We start from the raw sequence: 22,345 nt of genomic DNA on the forward strand, positions 1-22,345 counted from the left end.
ACAAACAAACCAACGAAGTAAAAAAATAAAATGGAACAGTATGATATAGCCGTGATAGGTGGTGGACCTGGCGGATATGTTGCTGCAATTAGAGCAGCACAATTAAAGAAAAAAGTTGTATTAATAGAGAAAGAGCATTTGGGTGGAGTGTGCCTTAATTGGGGATGTATTCCGACAAAATCTTTGCTTAAATCTGCTGAAGTGTTTGAGTATATAAAACACGCTAAAGATTATGGAATTGATGCTGGTTCTGCTAAAATCGATATTAAGAAGATAGTCGAGCGTTCCAGAGAAATCTCAAATAAACTAGCCGGCGGCGTTAAAATGCTACTTAAGAAAAATAAAGTTACTGTTATAGATGGAGTAGCAAAGCTTGAAGCAAATAAGGTAATAAATATTGATGATAACCTTAAAATAAAAGCAGATAATATTATTATAGCTACCGGAGCAAGAGCTAGAGTTTTAAAAGGATTTGAGCCAGATGGTAAACAAATTTGGACTTCAAAGGAAGCCATGATACCGCAGCATGTGCCGAAATCTATGATTATTGTAGGTTCAGGTGCAATTGGTATAGAATTCGCCTCATTTTATAATGCTATTGGGGTGGATGTTACAGTCATTGAAGCTCATAGCAAAATATTACCGGTGGAAGATATAGAGATTTCAAACCTTGCCCATAAAAGTTTTGAGAAGAAAGGCATAAAAATTATTACAAATGCTAAGCTAATTAAGCAAACAAAATCAAAAGATGGTTTAGAAATCGAACTAGAGCTAGCTGGTAAAACACAAAAATTACAAGCTGAAATTCTGCTTATGGCAGTAGGTATTGTAGCAAATACTGAAAATTTAGGACTTGAGAAAACAAAAGTTAAAGTAGAAAACGGCTATATAGTTACTAACGGCTTAATGCAAACAGCTGAAGCAGGAATTTATGCAATAGGTGACGTAGCAGGTGCACCTTGTTTAGCACATAAAGCAAGCCATGAGGGTATTATTGCAGCAGAAAGCATAGCAGGCTTAAAACCTCATGCTATCAATAAGCATAATATCCCTGGTTGCACTTATTCTTCACCGCAAATAGCAAGTGTTGGTTTGATAGAAGAAGCAGCAAAAGCCTTAGGTCATGAACTGAAAATTGGCAGATTTCCTTTTATGGCGAATGGTAAAGCTCTAGTTGGTGGCGAAGCTGATGGCTTAATTAAAACTATATTTGATGCTAAAACCGGTGAATTACTTGGAGCTCATATGATAGGCTCGGAAGTTACCGAATTAATACAGGGATATGTAGTTTCAAAGAATTTAGAAGGAACAGAGCTAGATTTAATTAACACCATATTCCCGCATCCGACTTTATCGGAAATGATGCACGAGTCGGTGCTAGCTGCTTACGATAGGGCAATACATATTTAATTATAATTTATGATAATATTACCTTTATTAAGTATTTTGGGGCTAGCGGGATTTTTTGCTAATATATTTAAAACTAGATTTACGTTTTTTTTGCCTATAGTAACTACTATATTGGTAGCAATCTTAACTTTATGCTCTGTAACGGGAATATTATATTATGCCACTTGCTTAATAACTATTATAGGTATAGTAGCTCTTATATATGATTTATATAAATTTGCTGAATTAAGATCAAACATTCTTCAGTATAAAATAGAACTTTGCGTTTTAACGGCTATTACTTTTAGTTATTATCTCTTTTTGCATACTACTTATCTCAATATATGGGTATACACTAAAGAATTGATAAGCTATAACGATATATTCCCACAAAATAGTTTAACCTCTATTCTACCTTCTCATATACATTATCCTCGGGGTCCAAGTATATTTCATTATTTTATGTTATACTTCCCTGGCTATTCTGAAAATGATTTATTGTTAAGTCATTTTATTTTACAGATGCTATTCTTAGCACCATTAATGGCAAATAAATATTTTGTACAAACTATTTTATTAGTATCGCTAGTTTTGCTCTTTCCTGTTCAAGAAAGTTTTGTACTGCGAGCAATTTATAATGATGGTTTGATAGCATTTATTTTTTCGTCAGTATTAGTTATTTTCATATTGGAAGATAATAAATATAAAGCATTATTAATGGTAATGCCTATTTTATTATTTATGCCGTTATTTAGAGAAGTAGGTTTATGGTTGTCGTGGTTTGCTTCTATAATGATTTTTTGTAATTTGTTAATAGATGATAATGAAAAATTAAAGTCCTTGAGTGTAAAAATTGGGGTATTAATAATATTATTAATTTTACCATTTTTAACAAATTATCTTTGGTTTATGTATGTTGAATCTCACGTAGCTCTAGGAAGAGAGCCGCATTCTCTAGATCAATTTGTAAAAATTGTTTCTTCATTATTTAATAAGGAAGCAAAAACTATTAATATAACATCCTCTTATGTTAATATTGTCTTTAAAACGTTAGGAAAAAAATCATTTTTATGTATTTATGGTATTTTGTTGCTTACTGGAATTAGCATACATAAATATAAACCTCAATATTTAAAAAGCTTCTTAATTTTAGTAATTACTGCCATTTTATGCTTTATTATATTTTTAGCTTGGAGACTATATTTATATATAGTAATGGCAAATACGATATATTCCACACCTAGTGGAATTGATTTAGGTTGTGTTAAAAGATATGCAAGTAGCTATGGGGTAATTTTTATGGCAATCAGCTGTGCTTATCTTAAAAAAACGTTATTTTATAAAGAGCTAAGTGCATTTAGTAGACATAAAATAACAAAAATTTTAATTACTGCTGTGGTAATAATTTTTACAGTATATGTAGTAAGTTCTTTATTAGTACTTTTGTGGAAGATGCCTAAGCTAAGTACTCAATCTGAGAATCAATTATCATTAAAATCTCAAACTCTGATTGTTTATGAGTTACTATCAAAAGATTTTCAAGTTGATTTTGACTTTGATAATAATTATTCTACAACAGAAAAGACTTTTATATGTTATAAGTTAGCCTATTTTCTTACTCCTTATTTCAACAATGAAATGCGTTCAAAATGTGTTAGCCAGCCTAAGCTGGATGCGAATTACGTAAGTGAGGTTAAGAAGAACCAAATAGAATCTAATATAGATATACAAGAGCTTTTAGAAAATTCTAAAGAATATCAATGCAATATAAAATATTATCCGATATATTATAATATAAACATAAAATGTGCAAAGTATTAAGCTATGAATAAAGATATTTTAACTCAGAATTATGCAGTTGCGTTATTTGATAATGCTAAATCTGATAATACTCAAGATAAGATATTAGAAGAAATTAATCTAGTGAATAGCATTATTGAGGATAATATAGAGGTCAAAGAGCTGTTATCTTCCCCTATAGTAAATAAAGTTGATAAAATTGGCGTGATTAATTCGCTGGTAAAAAATATTAAAATCAGCAAAATAATGCAAAATTTCTTATTATTGTTGATAAAAAATTCCCGTACTTCTATCTTAGCAGATATAGCAAACATATATAGTAAATTATTATATGAAAACAAGAATATTAAAATAGTGCAGGTTATTTCTGCAAGTAAATTGCAGCCAAAAGAACAAGACTGGGTTAAAACAAATATCGAAAAGGAACTAAAACAAGAAACAAAAATAAATTTTGAAATAGATCCTACTATTATAGGGGGAATCGTGATCAAATATGATAGTATACTGCAAGATTGTTCGATAAAAGGTAGTTTGGATAAGATAGCTAAAAGTTTAAAGAAAGTTGATATTAAGGTTGCTGGTTAGGCTTTATGTCATTCTTAGCAACGGCGGAAATCCAGCAATTGTAAAATACAAATATACTAAAATCTTAAAATTAAAAGTTCGACTTATTTCGCTTTTTTCTAGATTCCTGCTTTCGTAGGAATGACACTATTGTACCAAGATATTAAAAGACATAAACCATATGAAATTAAAACCTATTGAAGTAGCTGAAATATTACAGAAAGAAATAGCTAATATTAATTCTTTAAGCGAGCTTGAAGAAGTAGGGCAGGTAATAAATGTTGGTGATGGTATAGCAAAAATTTATGGTCTTGCAAATGTGCAATCCGGTGAGGTGGTGGAATTTGAATCGGGTGTTAAAGGGCTCGTTCTAAATTTAGAGAATGATAGTGTTGGTGCTGTGATTATGGGTGACGATAATCAGGTACAGCAAGGTGATAAGGTTAAAAGAACCAAAGAAGTTTTAGAAGTACCGGTAGGAACTGCTTTGCTTGGCAGAGTTGTTGATGCACTTGGTAATCCTATTGATGGTAAGGGTGATATTAAAAGCAAAGAATATCGCCATATTGAGATGAAAGCTCCTGGGATAATCGATAGAACTAGTGTTATTGAGCCTGTGCAAACCGGTATAAAGGCTATTGATTCATTAATTCCAATAGGAAGAGGACAAAGAGAATTAATAATAGGTGATAGACAAACTGGAAAAACAGCAATAGCTATCGATACTATTATTAACCAAAAACAAGCTCATTCACTAAATAATGAAAAAGATAAAATTTATTGTATTTATGTAGCAATAGGGCAAAAAAGATCAAGCGTTGCCCAGATAGTAAAAAAATTAGAAGATGCTGGGGCAATGGATTATACAATCATTGTTTCGGCTACTGCATCGGAAGCTGCTGCATTACAATTTGTTGCTCCTTATGCTGCTTGTAGTATGGGTGAGTATTTCCGTGATAACGGCAAGCATGCACTTATTATTTATGATGATTTAAGTAAACATGCTGTCGCATATAGACAAATATCGCTATTACTTAGAAGACCACCTGGACGTGAAGCATATCCTGGTGACGTGTTTTATTTACATTCAAGATTACTTGAACGAGCCGCTAAGATGTCAGAGGAAAAAGGCGGCGGTTCACTTACGGCACTTCCTATAATCGAAACCCAAGTAGGTGACGTATCTGCTTATATTCCAACAAACGTTATTTCTATTACTGACGGTCAAATTTTCTTAGAAAGTGAGCTATTTTATAAAGGTATAAGACCGGCTGTTAATGTCGGGATTTCGGTAAGCCGTGTTGGTTCTGCTGCACAAATAAAAGCTATGAAGCAGGTGGCAGGCTCGATAAAACTTGAACTAGCCCAGTTTAGAGAACTTGAATCTTTTTCACAATTTGGTTCAGACTTAGATTCTGCCACTAAAGCACAAATCGAACATGGTAAAAGGCTTGTTGAGATATTAAAACAAGCACAATATCATCCTTTTTCAGTCGAAGAGCAGATAATAAGTATTTATGCTGGAACTAAAAAATATTTAATTAATATACCTATAGAAAGAATTAAGGAATTTGAAGAAAAAATGCTTAGTGAGATAAAGCAAAATCAAAAAGATATTTTAGAGTCAATAAAAAGTGAGAAGCGTATCACTGAAGAAAATGAACAGAAATTAAAAATATTTTTAGAGAATTTTGCTAAAGATTTTATTAAAACTAATTAGGGTGATTGTGTCGTACCGCGGCTTGACCACGGTATCCAGTTAAAAATACTAATAATATTAGTATTTTTATTTATTTTTTGGACTTCGTGAACAAGTCATGGGGTGACAATAAAAAAGCCTGGATTCCCGCCGTTGCTAGGAATGACATAGAAGAATTAAAAGAAAAATTTCATGTCAAATTTAAAACAGCTAAGAACTAGAATTAAAAGCGTTAAATCTACGCAGAAGATTACTAAAGCTATGCAATTAGTTTCAGCTTCTAAATTGACAAAAATAAAAAATCAAATAGCTCATTCAGATTTTTATGTTGAAGCTATTAGTAAAATGATGTCTACTGTATTATCTGCTGATATTTATGACTTTCCTATAGAAGCACAAAAATTTTTCAATACAGAGACCAACAAAGCAAATTTGCTAATAGTTATGACGTCTGAGCGTGGCTTGTGCGGAACGTTTAATTATATGATAATTAAACAAGTAAAAAGTGATATTGAAAACTTAAAAAGTAAAGGCAAAAAAATCAAGCTTATTATTATCGGGAAAAAAGGTTATGAAGCTTTAAAAAGACAATATGCGAGTTATATTGATAGTTATTTTGAGTTGCCAAAAGTCCATGATGAAAACTTAATGCGGCAAATAAAGGAAAAAATTATGTCAGCAGCCTATAATTTAGAGATCAGTAACTGTACTATTTATTTCAATAAATTTAAAAATGCTATGACTCAAATCATGACAAAGCAGCAGATTTTACCGGTAGAAAAATATCATGATGATTCAGAAGTTAAGGAAGCTAATTATGAATTTGAGGGGGAAAATCTAATTTCTAACTTAATAAATTTATATGTTAATTCGCAAATAAATTATGCCCTATTGCAAAATAGAGCAAGTGAAGAAGGGTCAAGAATGACTGCTATGGAAAATGCTACAAATAATGCTCATGATATAATTAATAAGCTAGTGTTAAAATTAAATAGATCAAGACAGGCAATTATTACTACGGAGTTGATAGAGATTATAGCGGGTTCGGAGGCTGTGTGACTCGATGAACTTCAAAAATTGGCTACGTCGTCTTATAAGTTCTGCGGTACTCACGTATTAAGTATACGCTCCGTTCCGAGGGCTTTAGACTCCTTGCTCTTTTTGAAGTTGATCTTCGTCCTACTTCTAATTCCATAATAACGATTTTAGGTAATTATAACAAAAGAAAAAAATGAAAAAGAATAGCGGGAAAATTACTCAAATTATTTCAGCGGTAGTTGACGTAAAATTTACTAATAAAGGTAAATTACCGCCGATTTTGAATACTCTTGAATGCTATAACAATAAGCAAAGAATAGTGCTAGAGATAGCCCAGCATATAGGTGATGATACAGTGCGTTGTATTGCTATGGATTCAACTGAAGGGTTAACTCGAGGTATGGAAGTAGTAGATACCGGTAATCCTATAAGTATTCCTGTAGGGCTTGAAACATTAGGGCGTATTATAAATGTAGTAGGTGAGCCGATTGATGGCAAAGGAAAGATTAAAGGCTCAAGCATTTCGTCTATATATAAATCTGCGCCTAGCTTTACTCAGCAATCAACTGATCGTAATATATTAGTAACTGGTATTAAAGTTGTTGATTTACTTGCTCCTTATACTAAAGGCGGTAAGATCGGGTTGTTTGGTGGTGCGGGGGTTGGTAAAACCGTGCTTATAATGGAGCTCATTAATAATGTTGCGAAAGCTCATGGTGGTTATACTGTATTTGCTGGAGTTGGTGAGAGAACTAGAGAGGGTAATGATCTTTATCATGAAATGATCGACTCAGGTGTTATTAATCTCGAAGAACCTGAAAAATCAAAAGTTGCTTTGGTTTACGGGCAAATGAATGAACCACCTGGAGCAAGAGCAAGAGTTGCTCTTAGCGGTCTTACTATTGCGGAAAGCTTTAGAGATATGGACCAAGGTCAGGATGTTTTGTTTTTTGTCGATAATATTTTCCGTTTTACGCAAGCAGGTTCAGAAGTATCGGCGTTACTTGGCAGGATTCCTTCAGCAGTAGGTTATCAGCCGACTCTTGCAACCGATATGGGTGAATTACAAGAGCGTATAACGTCTACCAAGCATGGTTCAATAACTTCTGTACAAGCTATATACGTGCCAGCAGATGACTTAACCGATCCTGCTCCGGCAACATCTTTTGCACATTTAGATGCAACAACGGTGCTTAGCCGTCAGATAGCAGAGCTTGGAATTTATCCGGCAGTTGATCCTTTAGATAGTACTTCTCAGGTGCTTGATCCGATGATTGTTGGGGAAGAGCATTATAATGTAGCAAGAAAAGTACAGCAAATATTACAAACCTATAAATCTTTACAAGATATTATTGCTATTCTAGGTATGGATGAGTTATCTGAAGAAGATAAGCTGACAGTTTCACGTGCAAGAAAAATACAGCGTTTCTTATCGCAACCTTTCCATGTAGCTGAGGTATTTACAGGAGCTGAGGGGAAATTTGTTAATTTAGCCGATACCATAGCAGGTTTTAAAGGGCTTACAGAAGGTAAATATGATGATTTGCCGGAATCCGCATTTTATATGGTTGGAACTATAGAAGAGGCTGTAGAGAAGGCGAAAAATTTAAAAGCATAATGCCCACGACTTGACTGGTATTGTTGCGTGGCTTCTAAATCGTCATTGCAAGCGAACAAAGTGAGCGTGGCAATCTCGTGAAAATGTCCTGAGATTGCTGCGTCGATGCTATGCATCTCCTCGCAATGACGAAAAAACCAAGCCATGCAACAAAACCGATCACGGGGGACACCAAACTAATTATCCTATGAACGAAACAATTAACGTTAAAATTATTACGCCTTTAAATATCGTTTTTGAAGAGCAGGCTAAAATGGTAACACTTCCAGGTGAAGAGGGTGAATTTGGCGTATTGCAAGGTCATGCTCCAATGATTGTTAGCCTAAAAGCCGGATTAGTCCAGATTTACATAGATGATATGCACAAGCCGAAAATTACTTATCTTATTGCTAATGGTGTAACTGAAGTAACAGGAAGTTATATTAACATTGCTACAGAAACGGCTACTAACGTTACAACTTTAAGTGAAGCAGAAATAACTAACAAACTCACTACTCTTCAAAAATCTACATAAATATCTTCCATATCGGTATTAATTTGTTTTAAAAATCTACGTTTTGAGGTAAGGTTAGGTATAAGCTGTTATCTAACTCACTTGTAGCGGGATCTTAGGATACAGTCTGTGGTCCAAGACCCCACAGCTACAAGCCACGGAATGACATCATAACGAATATCAAACGAGGAAAATATGCAAAAGATGCATAATTCAGAATATCTTAAAGAATTATCAGTTAATAATATCTCATATAAAATTTACGACATAAATAAAGCTGCAAGTGATATCAATTTGCCTTTAAAGAAACTGCCATATAGTTTGAGAGTGTTGTTTGAGAATGTGCTACGTACCGGTGCAAAACAAAACTTGATGGTATTCAAAGAATGGCTAAAGAATAAAAAATCCGATGCGGAAATAGATTTTATGCCGGCAAGGGTTTTGATGCAGGATTTTACAGGTGTACCGGCTATAGTTGATCTTGCTGCTATGCGTGATGCAATGAAGAAGATAGGTGGTGACCCGCTAAAAATTAATCCGCTTATCCCTGTTGATCTCGTAATAGATCATTCGGTTAGTGTCGATTCTTATGCATCAGATAGCTCGTTTGATAAGAACGTAAGTATGGAAATGAAGCGTAATATAGAGCGTTATCAGTTTCTGAAGTGGGGACAGCAAGCATTTGATAATTTTAAGGTAGTGCCGCCAGGTACAGGTATTTGCCATCAGGTAAATCTAGAGTATTTAGCAAAAGTCGTGTGGCATAGCGATGGTGTGGCTTATCCTGATAGTTTAGTTGGTACAGATAGCCATACAACCATGGTAAATGGGCTGTCGGTACTTGGTTGGGGAGTTGGTGGAATTGAAGCAGAGGTTGCAATGCTTGGACAGCCGCTTACTATGATTCTGCCGGAAGTAATCGGCGTAAAGCTAACAGGTAAGTTAACAGGTACTGCTACTGCCACCGATTTAGTCTTAAAGATTACTGAAATGCTCCGAAAGAAAAAAGTAGTAGGTAAATTCGTTGAGTTTTATGGCGAAGGGCTTAGAGCTATGACAATTGCCGATCGTGCTACCATTTCTAATATGGCACCTGAATATGGTGCTACTTGTGGTTTTTTCCCGATTGATCAGGAAACTATCAAATATTTAGAGCTGACAGGTAGAGATAAAGAGCAGATCAAGCTAGTAGAAGAATATGCCAAAGCTCAAGATTTATGGTGCAATTTTGACCATGCAGCAGAATATACTGATATTTTAGAGTTGGATTTATCTGAAGTGACAAGTTCGCTAGCAGGTCCAAGACGTCCGCAAGATCGGGTAAATTTAGGTGATGTAGCAAGTGGTTTTAAGAAAGAGTTGCCGACTTTTTCTTCAAATAATATAAGTATTGATACAAAACATGCTGTAGCAAATCAGAATTACGAAATTGGTAATGGTGATGTGGTGATTGCAGCGATTACTAGTTGTACTAATACCTCTAACCCTTCTGTGATGATTGGGGCAGCTTTGCTTGCTAAAAAAGCGATAGAGCAGGGATTAAAAGTTAAGCCTTGGGTTAAAACTTCGCTTGCTCCTGGCTCGAAAGTTGTAACGGAATATTTGAAAAGCAGCGGGCTTAATCAATATTTAGATCAATTAGGATTTTATTTGGTCGGTTATGGCTGCACTACTTGTATCGGTAATTCAGGACCTTTAAATGCTGAAATAGAAGATACTATTAACAAAAACGGATTAGTTGTTGCTTCTGTTTTATCGGGCAATAGAAATTTTGAAGGACGAATTAATCCGCTTACTAAAGCTAGCTATCTTGCTTCGCCTATTTTAGTCGTAGCATATGCTCTTAGCGGTAGCCTTAATATTGATCTAACAAATCATCCATTAGGGAAAAATAACAAAGACCAAGATATTTATTTAAAGGATATTTGGTCAAGTAAAAAAGAAATAGACGAAATAATTGCAAATTCCATTAATTCATCTATGTTTGTAGAAAAATATTCCGACATATTTAGCGGAACTAAAGAATGGCAAAGTTTAGAGGTAACTAGTAGCTCTACCTATGCTTGGGATAAAAGCAGTACTTATATTAACAATCCGCCTTATTTTGAAAATATAGGCAGTAAGAATAGTATAAAAGATATTAAATCTGCACGAATTTTAGCAATTTTTGGTGATTCTATTACTACTGATCATATTTCACCTGCAGGAAGTATAAGTAAAACTAGCCCTGCTGCTAAATATTTAACAGATCATCATATAGAGCCTCTTGATTTTAATTCTTACGGATCACGCAGAGGAAACCATGAAGTAATGATGCGTGGCACATTTGCCAATATTCGTATAAAGAATGAAATGTGCAGCGGAGTAGAGGGGGGCTTTACTATAAATCAGCTGAAAAACAATCAGCAAACTATCTATGATGCAGCAATGGATTATAAAGCAAATGGTGTATCTGCGGTAATTTTTGCTGGTAAAGAATATGGTAGTGGTTCATCAAGAGATTGGGCAGCAAAAGGTCCGCAGTTGCTAGGTGTTAAGGCTGTTATTGCTGAAAGTTTTGAGCGAATACATCGTTCAAATTTAGTCGGTATGGGAGTATTGCCGCTAATTTTTACAAATAATATGACTCGTTTTGATTTAAAATTAGACGGATCAGAATTTATTGATATTATAGGTTTAAATGAGCATATAAAACCTTATAATCCAATTAAATGTGTTATAAAAAAACAAAATGGTGAAACGCAAACTATTGATTTAATATTGCAAATATTTACAGATAATGAGATAAATTATATAAAGCATGGCAGTATTATGCATTTTGTGGTAGAGAATTTAAAGTAATATGCAAAGATATTTAGACTCTACGAATGATGTGGCTTTTAAAAAATTGTTTACGGACAAAGCAAGGTTAATCAGTTTTCTCAACAATATAATGAGATTACCGGAAGAGTTAAGAATTATTGATCTTGAATATATCTCAAACGAGCAAGTACCGGATTTAGGACAGAATAAAAGAAGTATAGTATACGTAAAAGTAAGAGATAATTCCGGCAATATTTATATTGTTGAAATGCAAAATGGCTATGCCGATGCTTTTTTAGCAAGGGTACAATTTTATGGTTGCATAGCTTTTTCTTCACAATTGAAAAGAGGAAAATACTATGCTGACCTTGCTCCTGTAGTGATGATAGTAATTACTTCTGGATTTCAGGCATTGCCTGAAGAAAAAGAGTGTATTAGTTATCATCAAACTATTAATGTTGGTAATGGTAAGAATCAACTTAAGTGCTTATCATACGTGTTTGTAGAACTTGATAAATTTAAAAAGGAAGCACATGAGCTTGAGACAATAGAAGATGATTGGTTATATATGATGGCTAAGTTTGATAAAGCTAAAGAGCCACCGAAACACACTAAAGATGAAATAGTATTGTCAGCTTATAAAACTATTGAACAATTTAATTGGAGTGAAGCAGAATATGATAATTATATTAAAGCTATGCTTGCTGCTCAAACAGAGGAATTAAACCAAAAAAGTAAATTTAATGAAGGGAAAGCTGAAAGAAATATAGAAATAGCAAAAGAAATGCTACAAGATAATGAACCTGTAGAAAAAATAATTAAATATACTAAGCTTTCAAAAGAAGAAATAGAAAAGTTGAAATTAGAAATAGAGAAATAATAAGGTAAAAATATGGATAAACAACTTAAGGAATATACCGAAAGTGGTAAGAAAAATTTAATAGTAGTATATATATTATATTTATGCGGAATAGTAGCACCGATATTACCTTTAATAGGTGTGTTTTTTGCATATCTCAACAAGGATAAAGGCGATAATTTTGCCACTAGCCATTATATATTCTTATTTCGTACTTTTTGCCTTAGCGTTCTTGCATGGATTGTATGTTTTATATTTACGTTTATTATTATTGGCGTAGTATTATATTTTATTTTAGCTGTTTGGTATATATTACGCATTGCTATCGGCTTTAAATATATGATAGAAGATCAAGCATATCCAAATCCTATGACTTATTGGATTAAGTAAAGATGATAAAACTTACGATAGATAGTCAAGAAATAGAAGTGCCGGAGGGTACTACTGTTTATCAAGCCTGCACAAAAGCCGGTAAAGAAATCCCACATTTTTGTTATCATGAGCGGTTAAAAATTGCTGGTAATTGCCGTATGTGTTTGGTTGAAATGGAAAAATCACCAAAGCCGATAGCTTCTTGTGCAATGCCTGTGGGTAATGGTATGGTTATTCATACTAATACGCCAATGGTGAAAAAAGCCCGTGAGGGAGTGATGGAATTTTTGCTTGTTAACCATCCTCTTGATTGTCCTATTTGTGATCAAGGTGGTGAATGTGACTTGCAGGATCAGGCTTTTAAATATGGTAAAGGCACTAATAGATTCCACGAAAATAAACGTTCTATTAAAGATAAATATATGGGACCGCTGATTAAAACAGCGATGACCAGATGTATACAATGTACTAGATGTATTAGATTCGCCAATGATATAGCCGGAATAGAAGAAATAGGGGCTATCCATCGTGGTGAGCATATGGAAGTTACTTCTTATTTAGAGCAAACTTTGGACTCTGAAATTTCCGGCAATATGATAGATATTTGCCCTGTTGGAGCTCTTAATTCCAAACCTTATGCTTTTAAAGCTCGTAAGTGGGAGCTAAAACATACCGCTAGTATTGGTGTGCATGATGCTGAAGGTTCGAATATCCGCATTGATAGCAGAGGCGACGAAGTAATGCGAATATTACCAAGAGTTAATGAGGAAATTAACGAAGAGTGGCTCTCAGATAAAAATCGTTTTAGTTATGATGGTCTAAAATATCAGCGTTTAGATCAGCCCTACATTAGAAAAAATGGTAAATTAGTCCCTGCAAGCTTCGGTGAAGCTTTAAAGGCAATAGCTGATAAAATTAAGTCTATTAAGCTAGAAAAAATTGTTGCTTTTGCTGGGGCTCTTGCTTCCGTTGAAGCAATGTTTATGCTTAAAACTTTCTTACAAAAAATCGGTTGTAATAATTATAGTGTTAATCAGTTTGATTATAAAATTGATACTACGCAGCGAGGAAATTACTTATTTAATACTACTATAGCGGGGCTTGAAAAAGCCGATTTATGCTTGTTAATCGGAGCAAATCCAAGGCAGATAGCACCAGTTCTAAATAGTAGAATAGGCGGAAGAGTCCGAGTAGGTTCATTAAAAGTAGCAAGAATAGGAGATGGACATAACCAAACCTATAAAATTAAGGATTTAGGAAGTGATCTCAAGGTAATTGAAGAGCTAGTTTCCGGTAAGCATGAATTTGCAGAAGAACTAAAAGCAGCAAAATATCCGATGATTATAATAGGTGATGGTGTTTATGGGCGAAATGATGGATATGTTATATTATCGCTGATCCATAAAATGGTCGATAAATATAATATCATGCGTGATGATTGGAAAGGCTTTAATATGCTTCATAATCATGCATCGATGGTTGGGGGGCTTGATATTGGTTTTAATACTGGAGCTAATGAATTAAAGGATATAGAACTTGCTTATCTACTTGGAGCAGATGAAGTTGATTTTGATAAGCTCAAATCAACTTTTATAGTATATCAAGGGCATCATGGGGATATTGGGGCTACGAAAGCGGATGTTATTTTACCATCAGCTGCTTATACTGAGCAGAGTGGAATTTACGTGAATTTAGAAGGTAGACCGCAAATAGCCGAAAAGGCAGTATCACCTGTAGGGAAAGCTAAAGAAGATATAGCAATTATTAAAGAGCTGGCTGATTATTTGCAAGTGGATATTGGGGTAAGTGATTTACAGGAAGTACGCACAAAGCTTGTTAAAGAATATCCCATATTTGCTGATATCGGTAAGATTATAGAAAATAAGTTTGCTAAATTTAGCTCTAAGGATAAGATATTAGATGAGCCTATAACTGCCAAACCTATTAATTATTACATGACTGACGTTATTAGTAAAAATTCTGTAACCATGGCAAGATGTGTTGAGGCTAAGGAGAAAAGATATTGTCATACCGCGGCTTGATCGGCGGTATCTCAGGACACAATCTGCGGCACAAGAACCTGTGATCAAGCCACGGGGTGACAGAAATAGAGCTGATCTATACAGCAATGTCGACTTGCTCATATATTTGGTAATTAAAAAATAAAAATGAAAGAATATTAAGTTTATATACTTTCAAATAAACTTAAAGGTGTAGTATATATTGGAGTAACTTCTGATATTATAAAACGTGTGTGGCAACACAAACAAAAAATAATAAAAGGATTTGCTATCAAATATAATCTAGATAAATTAGTTTATTTTGAACAGTTTAATGATATAAATCATGCTATTAATCGTGAAAAACGTTTGAAAGAATATAAAAGGAAATAGAAATTAGATTTAATCGAAGCTAACAATCCTAATTGGCATGATTTGCAATAGTTGAGATTTTATCTTACATTTAGTAAAATAAATTAATTATTAAATGGAGATAAGAAATGAACTTAAATCAAAAAATAATAAAGCCAAAATTAGGATTACTAGAACTCGCTAAGAGTCTTGGTAGCATATCATCAGCATGTAAAGCGATGGGCTATAGCAGAGATAGTTATTACAGATTTAAAGAACTGTATGAAACTGGTGGTGAAGAAGCGTTGTATGAAATTAGTCGAAGAAAGCCAATAATAGCCAATAGAGTTGATCCAGTGATAGAGAAGGCAGTAATGGATATGGCAATAGAATATCCAGCATATGGTCAGCTAAGAGTATCAAATGAGCTTAAGAAGAGCGGTATACTTGTATCACCTGGAGGAGTGAGATCAATTTGGTTACGTAATGATTTAAACAATATCAATAAAAGGCTTAAAGCATTAGAAGCAAGGATGGCTCAGGATGGTATTGTACTTACTGAATCTCAGTTACAAGTACTAGAGAAACGACGTAGCGAAAAAGAAGCCCATGGCGAGATTGAGACACAGCATCCAGGTTATCTAGGATGCCAAGATACATATTATGTAGGAAATTTTAAGGGTATAGGTAAGGTTTATTCTCAGGTATTTATTGATAGCTATAGCAGAGTAGCTGATGCTAAACTATATACTGATAAAACAGCTTTAACTGCTGCTGATATGCTTAATGACCGCGTGTTACCATGGTATGAAACTCAAGGCATACAATACTTCGTATTCTGACAGATCGCGGGTCAGAATATAAGGGAAATATAGAGAATCATGCTTTTGAATTATTTCTAAGTATCGAAGGTATAGAACATACTATTACTAAAGCATATTCTCCTCAAACAAATGGTATGTGTGAACGTTTTAATAAAACTATGACACAAGAATTCTTTGATACAGCTATGCGGAAAAGGATCTACACTGATCTTGATGATTTACAATTAGATCTTGATATTTGGTTAGAGCATTTCAATAATGAGCGACCACATTCAGGAAAATATTGTTATGGTAAAACGCCTATGCAAACTTTTAAGGATAGTAAGAAATTAGCTATTGAAAAGAACAATGAAATCTTATATCTTGAATACTCATCTGACAGTCATAATTTATCAGATATTCAGATATAATTTTTATAGTGTCTGTAAGATCAAATCTTGACTTCTACAAGCTCGCGGGATGACAATGAAATATGACAGAACTCTTTTTTGAATATATTTTTCCGTTAATTATAATCGCCTTAAAGGTGGTAGCGATCACTATACCTTTAATATTATGCGTTGCATATTTAACATATGCTGAGCGTCGTGTAATTGGGCTTATGCAGCTTAGAAAGGGTCCTAATGTTGTTGGACCGTTTGGGCTTTTGCAGCCTATTGCTGATGCGGTAAAGCTATTATTTAAAGAGCCGATCATTCCAACCAACGCCGATAAAATATTATTCGTTCTAGCACCGATGATAATTTTCATATTAAGCTTAATCGGTTGGGCAGTTATACCTTTTGCAAAAGGTGTAGTGCTTGCTGATATTAATGTCGGTGTTTTATATATTCTTGCTATTTCTTCCCTAAGCGTTTACGGCATTATTATTGCTGGTTGGGCTAGTAACTCAAAATATGCATTTCTTGGAGCTGTACGCTCATCGGCACAAATGATTTCTTATGAAGTATCGATGGGGCTTGTTATTATTACTGTGTTGCTGACTACTGGCACGCTGAACTTTAGCCAGATTGTTGAAGCACAGAGGACAATACCATGGTGGATTGATTTAATGCTCATGCCGATGGGGGTGGTATTTTTTATTTCAGTGCTTGCCGAAACAAACAGATTGCCTTTTGATTTACCGGAAGCTGAATCAGAGTTAGTTGCCGGTTATAATGTCGAATATTCCTCTATGGGTTTTGCTTTATTTTTCCTAGGTGAGTATGCTAATATGATATTAGTTAGTGCAATGACTACGACTTTTTTCTTAGGGGGCTATTTACCACCATTTAATATATCGTGGCTTGGTTTCATTCCTGGATTCTTTTGGTTTGTTTTTAAAGTAGGATTTTTGCTATTTTGCTTTTTATGGATTAGAGCAACACTGCCACGATATCGTTATGATCAGTTAATGCGTCTTGGTTGGAAAGTATTCTTACCTCTAACCTTATTTTGGGTGGTGTTAGTTTCAAGCGTGTTAATGTATACTAATAATTTGCCGGGTATTTAGTAGTTATGGGGATAGAACTTTTTCCTGATTTTATTAGAGAGCACTATGAAATTCATGAATGGAAGCATGCAATTGCTATTTTAAAAAATGATTTTGCTAATGAATGGCACGACATAATACAGGTATTAAAAAACTTTCATTTTAGAAAAAGTTGGATTACTGTAGGAGGAGGTGAAAAATCTGAAATATCAAAATCAATAGATAAATCTTTTACAGAATTGGGTTGGAAAGAAAAAATGTTTTTAACCAAAGTTATAGTAGATGAAAATTCTTTAGACTCTCCGACTCATAAGGTTGATTGCTACAAAAATAGAATAGCTTTAGAAATTGAATGGAATAATAAAGATCCTTTTTTTGATAGAGATTTGAATAATTTCAGGCTTTTATTTGATTTGCGAGCAATAAGCATCGGCGTTATAATAACTAGATGTACAGAGTTACAAAAAATATTTAATTCTATAGGTAAAAGTAGTTCATATGGAGCTTCTACCACTCATATGGCTAAATTATTGCCGAGAATTGAAGGTGGCGGTGGTGGTTGTCCTATTTAGTCTTTGGGATTACAAAGAAATTATATATAGAGGACTAAATAGTGAAATAATATTGTAGCAGCAAAAGAAGATTTTGAAAGTAATATAAAAGGTAAATTTCATACTATTCTTGCTGACCCTCCTTGGCAGTTTGAAAATAGAACAGGTAAAGTTGCCCCCGAACATAAAAGACTAAATCGTTATTCGACATTAAAGCTTGATGAAATAAAAAATATACCCGTAGTAAACTGTGTTCTTGAGCCAGCACATTTATATTTATGGGTTCCTAATGCTCTGCTTCAAGAAGGGTTAGAAGTAATGAAAGCGTGGGGTTTTACTTATAAAACAAATATAATTTGGTCTAAAATTCGTAAGGACGGCGGACCTGATGGTAGAGGAGTAGGGTTTTATTTTCGTAATGTTACGGAAATAGTTTTATTTGGTGTTAGGGGAAAAACTGCACGTACTTTAGCACCAGCACGAAGCCAGGTTAACTTGATAAGTATTAGAAAACGTGAACATTCTAGAAAACCTGATGAATTATATGAATTGATAGAAAAATGTAGTAAAGGTCCTTATTTGGAGCTTTTTGCTAGGGGTACAAGACCAAATTGGACGCAGTGGGGGAATGAAGTAGAGGATTACAGCCCTAAATGGGTAACTTACTCAAATCATTCACAAATATCAAAGCAAGAAGATACGAATTATAAAAATGAAAGTTTGATTATTAAAAAGTCTGCTTGAAAAATAAAATATGATCAATTATTTAAAATCATTTTTTCTATATGAGATAATAAAAGGTTTGGCTTTGACTTTAAGATATTTTTTTAAAGCTAAAGTCACAATCAATTATCCTTATGAAAAAAGCCCAGTGAGCCCAAGATTTAAAGGTGAGCATGCTTTGCGTCGTTATGAAAACGGCGAAGAACGTTGCATCGCTTGTAAGCTTTGTGAGGCTATTTGTCCGGCACAGGCAATAGTTATTGAAGCGGATGAGCGAGAAGACGGTAGTAGACGCACCACCCGTTATGATATAGACATGACTAAATGTATTTATTGTGGGCTATGCCAAGAAGCTTGCCCCGTCGATGCGATAGTCGAAGGTCCAAATTTCGAATTTGCAAGCCTAACCCACACAGCTCTTATTTATGATAAAGAGAGATTACTGCAAAACGGTGATAGATGGGAGCAGGCATTAGCTAATAAGTTACATAAGGACTATGAGTATAGATAGTAATATACTCTTTTATTGGAATATAATTATGTTAAAAGATCCAAATCATCATATACCAAAGGAATTTACAGAAAGTATTTACGGAGTAAAAGTTTATTGTACTTATAACTCTGAGCCGCCGACTAGTATTATTATATGGTAAATTAAGTTGAAGTTTGCGTATTAAAGAATTGAATTAAAGCATTATATAATTGATCAAATTGAGTAATTTTAGCTTTAATCCATCGCTTCATATTGGTCCAAAATTTCTCTATTGGATTTAGATCAGGGGAGTAAGGTGGTAAGAATATTATCCTACAACCTACTGATTCTATTAGTTCTTTGGTCCTTTGAGACTTATGGAAAGCAGCGTTATCCATCACTACAACTTGTCCAGGTTTTAGCTCTTTTATTAAAAATTCTCCAACCCAACTTTCAAATAATTGTCTATTACATGTTCCATTAAATATCATCGGTGCTATACACTCTTTATTAACATAACCAGCTATGATATTTGTTCTGTTGTAATATTTACCGCTTTTTTTACCAATAAGTTTTTCGCTTTTTTTGCCCCATCCTCTATCTTTGCAGATATTTATCTCAATACCACTTTCATCAATATATACAAGATGTTCTATTGGTGTATCTTTTATGACCTCTTGGTACTTATCTCGCTTTTCTTGACTTGCTTCCAAGTAGGAAAAGTCTTTTTTTTATAGCTAAAACCTAGTTGCTTTAACCAATAATACGCACCCACAGAACTCATATTAAAATACGTACCCATTTCTAATAATGTGAAATTAGGATTAGAACTCACGTACAACTCAACATCTTGACTTGTTACCCGTCCTTTTTTGCCTCCTATTCTTCTTGCTAAATAATGTCCTTCGGACTTATTGACTAACGAATATTAGAAATACCCTCAACGAACATTAAAATTACCTATAAAAAAGAAGTAACTATGGACAGTAATATCGAATAAAAATTTCTTTTTAAGATTTATTTATTATTCGAGAATTACTGATGACATGTACAAATAAACAAGTAGGTATTTTAATGCAAAAGATCAAAAAATATAATCAGATAATTTCTGCTGCAAAAGCAGGTATGAGTGTAAAAACAGCACGTAAATATTTAGGTGTTAATAAGTATCCAAGCGAATTACGAACAGTACGTAAATATAGGACACGTAAGGATCCATTTGTTAAGCACTGGGATGAAATAGAATCAATGCTAGGATCAGCACCGGAGTTGCAAGCAACTACCATATTAGCATATTTGACAGAAAAGTATCATGGAAATTATAATGGAAAGCAATTACGCTGTTTGCAGAAAAGGTTGAAACAATGGAGAGCTGAACATGGTAAGGATAAGCCAGTCATCTTTTTACAAAATATTCTTCCTGGCAAACAAAGCCAGTCTGATTGGACCAATATGAATCAATTAGGTATTTGTATTGATGGGAAACCATATTCTCATTTACTATTTCATTTTATATTGCCTTATTCATGTTGGGAAACTTTCAGCATATGCCATAGTGAAAGTTTTGATACATTAGCATCAGGGTTTGAAAAAGCTGTATGGGAGTTAGGTGGAGTTTTACCAGAGCATCGTACAGATAATTTAAGTGCAGCTACCAAGCAATGTGGTAATAGTAGACAATTTACAGAAAAATGGCAAGAATTGCTTGGTTATTACGATGTTGCACCATCGCGAAATAATCCCGGTGTCAGTCATGAAAATGGTTCTGTTGAAAAAAGTCATGATACATTTAAGCAAGCAGTGAATCAACATTTGCTATTACGTGGATCACGTAATTTTGTTGATTTAAAAGCTTATGAATTATTCCTTACACAAATTAAAGAAAAGCGCAATAGCTGTAGAAAAGAAAAATTAGCTGAAGAATTAGTTTATTTAAAAGAGTTACCAATCAGGAAATGGAATGCACCTACAATATTATCAGTACGTGTTAACCCAAGCAGTACAGTTAGTATTTTATCTGTAGCTTATTCTGTGCCTAGTCGCTTAATAGGTTATACTTTAAAAGCTTATATTTATTCTGAAGAAATAGAGCTTTACTATGGTAACAAATGTTTACAAAAAATGTTTAGAATCAGCAATGGCTATGTTATTGATTATAGACATATCATTGATAGTTTAGTACGTAAACCTGGAGCATTTGCCCAATATCAATATTATGAAGCTTTATTTCCACGTGCTATATTTCGTCAGGTATATGACCAGCTGATATCTATATATCCATATAAGGGGCATAAAATATATCTTAAAATATTACAATTAGCAAAAATGTATGGAGAATTGAATGTAGTTGCTGCATTAGAAATGCTAGTAGAAGAGAAGATTGAACCAATAATTGATCATATTACAGATTTACTAAATAGTCAGACTAAAACTGTTTGTTCAGTAAAAATTAATCAACCAGTACTGTCCGAATATGATCAATTACATTGCTTTAAAACAATGGAGGTCGCATGAGTAAAAAGATAATAACTCCGCAACCGCTAAATAATTTACTCAAGAACCTTTGTTTACCTACTTTTGCATCATGCTATAAATCAGTTGCAGAAAGCTTTGAGCAAGAAAAGAAAACATATATAGATTATCTACAAGAGTTAGCCATACGTGAGTTAGAACATAGACATCAGCAACGTATCGCCAGATTGCTAAAGCAAGCAAAACTCTCTCGAGATAAGTTATTAAGCAACTTTGATATTAAGCGTATCCCAGGATTATCGTCAACTAAGATCCAATATCTTGCACAAGGAGAATTTATGGATCGCTATGAAAATATACTTATTTTTGGTAATCCTGGTACTGGCAAAAGTCATCTTAGTATAGGTTTAGCACGTGAGTGGTGTCTTGCCGGTAGGCGTGTATTATATACAACAGCAGCTAATTTGGTTCAACAATTACTAGAAGCAAAGCTTAGTTTAAAACTTAAGCAAATTATTAAAAAATTCGATTATTTTGAAATATTGATAATTGATGATATATCATATGTACCATATAATCGTGAGGAAACTGATGTTTTATTTACCTTATTAGCTGAACGTTATGAGATGCGTAGTGTATTAATTACTAGCAATTTAGTTTTTGCAAAATGGAATTCCATTTTTAAAGACGAAATGACTACATCAGCAGCCATTGACAGATTGGTTCACCATTCTTCAATTCTTGAACTGAATACTGAAAGTTATAGAATCGCTACAGCAAAAGAAAAAAAATTAACTATAAAATTGGAGGATAATAATATAATACACTAGACAATATTTTTTACTCA

Annotated in this window: 20 protein-coding genes and 1 pseudogene; 19 read left to right on the forward strand and 2 right to left on the reverse strand. The window is 33.7% G+C overall.

Annotation, left to right across the window (positions count from 1 at the left end):
• Positions 1–30: 30 nt before the first annotated feature.
• The 17 genes and pseudogenes from lpdA (at position 31) to nuoI (ending at position 19,065) form a co-directional block, all read left to right on the forward strand.
• Positions 31–1,410 carry a dihydrolipoyl dehydrogenase gene (gene lpdA / locus ACICQC_RS00525; protein ID WP_395477014.1) on the forward strand — a complete coding sequence of 460 codons (1,380 nt, stop codon included), beginning with the start codon at positions 31–33 and terminating at the stop codon, positions 1,408–1,410.
• Positions 1,411–1,419: 9 nt separating this feature from the next.
• Positions 1,420–3,210: a hypothetical protein gene (locus ACICQC_RS00530; RefSeq protein WP_395477015.1), complete on the forward strand. Its 1,791-nt coding sequence runs from the start codon at positions 1,420–1,422 to the stop codon at positions 3,208–3,210.
• Positions 3,211–3,213: 3 nt separating this feature from the next.
• Entirely contained in the window at positions 3,214–3,774 is a 561-nt protein-coding gene (gene atpH / locus ACICQC_RS00535) for an ATP synthase F1 subunit delta (RefSeq protein WP_395477016.1), read from the forward strand.
• 160 nt (positions 3,775–3,934) lie between these two features.
• Positions 3,935–5,473, forward strand: coding sequence for a F0F1 ATP synthase subunit alpha (gene atpA / locus ACICQC_RS00540; RefSeq protein WP_395477017.1), 1,539 nt, complete (start codon positions 3,935–3,937; stop codon positions 5,471–5,473).
• Between the two features lie 171 nt (positions 5,474–5,644).
• A complete protein-coding gene (atpG, locus tag ACICQC_RS00545; RefSeq protein ID WP_395477018.1) occupies positions 5,645–6,511 on the forward strand; it encodes an ATP synthase F1 subunit gamma in 867 nt (288 codons plus the stop codon).
• Positions 6,512–6,683: 172 nt separating this feature from the next.
• A complete protein-coding gene (gene atpD / locus ACICQC_RS00550) occupies positions 6,684–8,108 on the forward strand; it encodes a F0F1 ATP synthase subunit beta (protein WP_395477019.1) in 1,425 nt (474 codons plus the stop codon).
• A gap of 187 nt (positions 8,109–8,295) precedes the next feature.
• Complete coding sequence (locus ACICQC_RS00555) at positions 8,296–8,622, forward strand: F0F1 ATP synthase subunit epsilon (protein ID WP_395477729.1); 327 nt, start codon at positions 8,296–8,298, stop codon at positions 8,620–8,622.
• Between the two features lie 174 nt (positions 8,623–8,796).
• Positions 8,797–11,442, forward strand: a complete 2,646-nt coding sequence (gene acnA, locus ACICQC_RS00560) for an aconitate hydratase AcnA (protein ID WP_395477020.1) — start codon at positions 8,797–8,799, stop codon at positions 11,440–11,442.
• A 1-nt stretch (position 11,443) separates the two neighbouring features.
• Complete coding sequence (locus ACICQC_RS00565) at positions 11,444–12,283, forward strand: Rpn family recombination-promoting nuclease/putative transposase (RefSeq protein ID WP_395477021.1); 840 nt, start codon at positions 11,444–11,446, stop codon at positions 12,281–12,283.
• Positions 12,284–12,295: 12 nt separating this feature from the next.
• Positions 12,296–12,652: a DUF4870 family protein gene (locus ACICQC_RS00570; RefSeq protein ID WP_395477022.1), complete on the forward strand. Its 357-nt coding sequence runs from the start codon at positions 12,296–12,298 to the stop codon at positions 12,650–12,652.
• Between the two features lie 2 nt (positions 12,653–12,654).
• The gene (gene nuoG, locus ACICQC_RS00575) at positions 12,655–14,676 is read left to right on the forward strand and encodes an NADH-quinone oxidoreductase subunit NuoG (RefSeq protein ID WP_395477023.1); all 2,022 of its coding nucleotides are present in this window, start codon (positions 12,655–12,657) and stop codon (positions 14,674–14,676) included.
• A 147-nt stretch (positions 14,677–14,823) separates the two neighbouring features.
• Positions 14,824–15,027 carry a GIY-YIG nuclease family protein gene (locus ACICQC_RS00580; RefSeq protein WP_395477731.1) on the forward strand — a complete coding sequence of 68 codons (204 nt, stop codon included), beginning with the start codon at positions 14,824–14,826 and terminating at the stop codon, positions 15,025–15,027.
• A 107-nt stretch (positions 15,028–15,134) separates the two neighbouring features.
• A pseudogene (locus ACICQC_RS00585) lies at positions 15,135–16,219 on the forward strand (IS481 family transposase).
• 62 nt (positions 16,220–16,281) lie between these two features.
• Complete coding sequence (gene nuoH / locus ACICQC_RS00590; protein ID WP_395477024.1) at positions 16,282–17,301, forward strand: NADH-quinone oxidoreductase subunit NuoH; 1,020 nt, start codon at positions 16,282–16,284, stop codon at positions 17,299–17,301.
• 5 nt (positions 17,302–17,306) lie between these two features.
• Positions 17,307–17,852: a BglII/BstYI family type II restriction endonuclease gene (locus tag ACICQC_RS00595; RefSeq protein WP_395477025.1), complete on the forward strand. Its 546-nt coding sequence runs from the start codon at positions 17,307–17,309 to the stop codon at positions 17,850–17,852.
• A 105-nt stretch (positions 17,853–17,957) separates the two neighbouring features.
• The gene (locus ACICQC_RS00600) at positions 17,958–18,575 is read left to right on the forward strand and encodes an MT-A70 family methyltransferase (RefSeq protein WP_395477733.1); all 618 of its coding nucleotides are present in this window, start codon (positions 17,958–17,960) and stop codon (positions 18,573–18,575) included.
• Positions 18,576–18,585: 10 nt separating this feature from the next.
• Positions 18,586–19,065, forward strand: coding sequence for an NADH-quinone oxidoreductase subunit NuoI (gene nuoI / locus ACICQC_RS00605; protein WP_395477026.1), 480 nt, complete (start codon positions 18,586–18,588; stop codon positions 19,063–19,065).
• A 143-nt stretch (positions 19,066–19,208) separates the two neighbouring features.
• Here the strand turns inward: nuoI and ACICQC_RS00610 are convergent, their stop codons facing one another.
• Positions 19,209–19,739, reverse strand: coding sequence for an IS630 family transposase (locus ACICQC_RS00610; RefSeq protein ID WP_395476239.1), 531 nt, complete (start codon positions 19,737–19,739; stop codon positions 19,209–19,211).
• On the reverse strand, positions 19,694–19,861 hold the full coding sequence (locus ACICQC_RS00615; protein WP_395477027.1) for a hypothetical protein: 168 nt from the start codon (positions 19,859–19,861) through the stop codon (positions 19,694–19,696). The genes ACICQC_RS00610 and ACICQC_RS00615 overlap by 46 nt, the downstream gene beginning before the upstream one ends.
• A 206-nt stretch (positions 19,862–20,067) precedes the next feature.
• On the opposite strand from ACICQC_RS00615, the gene istA reads away from it, so the two are divergent.
• A complete protein-coding gene (gene istA, locus ACICQC_RS00620) occupies positions 20,068–21,540 on the forward strand; it encodes an IS21 family transposase (RefSeq protein WP_395476339.1) in 1,473 nt (490 codons plus the stop codon).
• Positions 21,537–22,328 carry an IS21-like element helper ATPase IstB gene (gene istB / locus ACICQC_RS00625; protein ID WP_395476338.1) on the forward strand — a complete coding sequence of 264 codons (792 nt, stop codon included), beginning with the start codon at positions 21,537–21,539 and terminating at the stop codon, positions 22,326–22,328. The genes istA and istB overlap by 4 nt, the downstream gene beginning before the upstream one ends.
• The last annotated feature ends 17 nt before the right edge of the window (positions 22,329–22,345 follow it).

Origin of the sequence: Rickettsia endosymbiont of Pantilius tunicatus (assembly GCF_964291875.1) — a bacterium.
GTDB lineage: Bacteria > Pseudomonadota > Alphaproteobacteria > Rickettsiales > Rickettsiaceae > Rickettsia.

Coding starts and splice junctions, on each gene's coding strand:
- atpD (WP_395477019.1), top strand. CDS start 6,684: ATGAAAAAGAATAGCGGGAAAATTACTCAAATTATTTCAGCGGTAGTT.
- ACICQC_RS00570 (WP_395477022.1), top strand. CDS start 12,296: ATGGATAAACAACTTAAGGAATATACCGAAAGTGGTAAGAAAAATTTA.
- atpA (WP_395477017.1), top strand. CDS start 3,935: ATGAAATTAAAACCTATTGAAGTAGCTGAAATATTACAGAAAGAAATA.
- ACICQC_RS00530 (WP_395477015.1), top strand. CDS start 1,420: ATGATAATATTACCTTTATTAAGTATTTTGGGGCTAGCGGGATTTTTT.
- nuoG (WP_395477023.1), top strand. CDS start 12,655: ATGATAAAACTTACGATAGATAGTCAAGAAATAGAAGTGCCGGAGGGT.
- istB (WP_395476338.1), top strand. CDS start 21,537: ATGAGTAAAAAGATAATAACTCCGCAACCGCTAAATAATTTACTCAAG.
- ACICQC_RS00565 (WP_395477021.1), top strand. CDS start 11,444: ATGCAAAGATATTTAGACTCTACGAATGATGTGGCTTTTAAAAAATTG.
- nuoI (WP_395477026.1), top strand. CDS start 18,586: ATGATCAATTATTTAAAATCATTTTTTCTATATGAGATAATAAAAGGT.
- ACICQC_RS00555 (WP_395477729.1), top strand. CDS start 8,296: ATGAACGAAACAATTAACGTTAAAATTATTACGCCTTTAAATATCGTT.
- acnA (WP_395477020.1), top strand. CDS start 8,797: ATGCAAAAGATGCATAATTCAGAATATCTTAAAGAATTATCAGTTAAT.
- lpdA (WP_395477014.1), top strand. CDS start 31: ATGGAACAGTATGATATAGCCGTGATAGGTGGTGGACCTGGCGGATAT.
- istA (WP_395476339.1), top strand. CDS start 20,068: ATGACATGTACAAATAAACAAGTAGGTATTTTAATGCAAAAGATCAAA.
- atpG (WP_395477018.1), top strand. CDS start 5,645: ATGTCAAATTTAAAACAGCTAAGAACTAGAATTAAAAGCGTTAAATCT.
- nuoH (WP_395477024.1), top strand. CDS start 16,282: ATGACAGAACTCTTTTTTGAATATATTTTTCCGTTAATTATAATCGCC.
- ACICQC_RS00595 (WP_395477025.1), top strand. CDS start 17,307: ATGGGGATAGAACTTTTTCCTGATTTTATTAGAGAGCACTATGAAATT.
- atpH (WP_395477016.1), top strand. CDS start 3,214: ATGAATAAAGATATTTTAACTCAGAATTATGCAGTTGCGTTATTTGAT.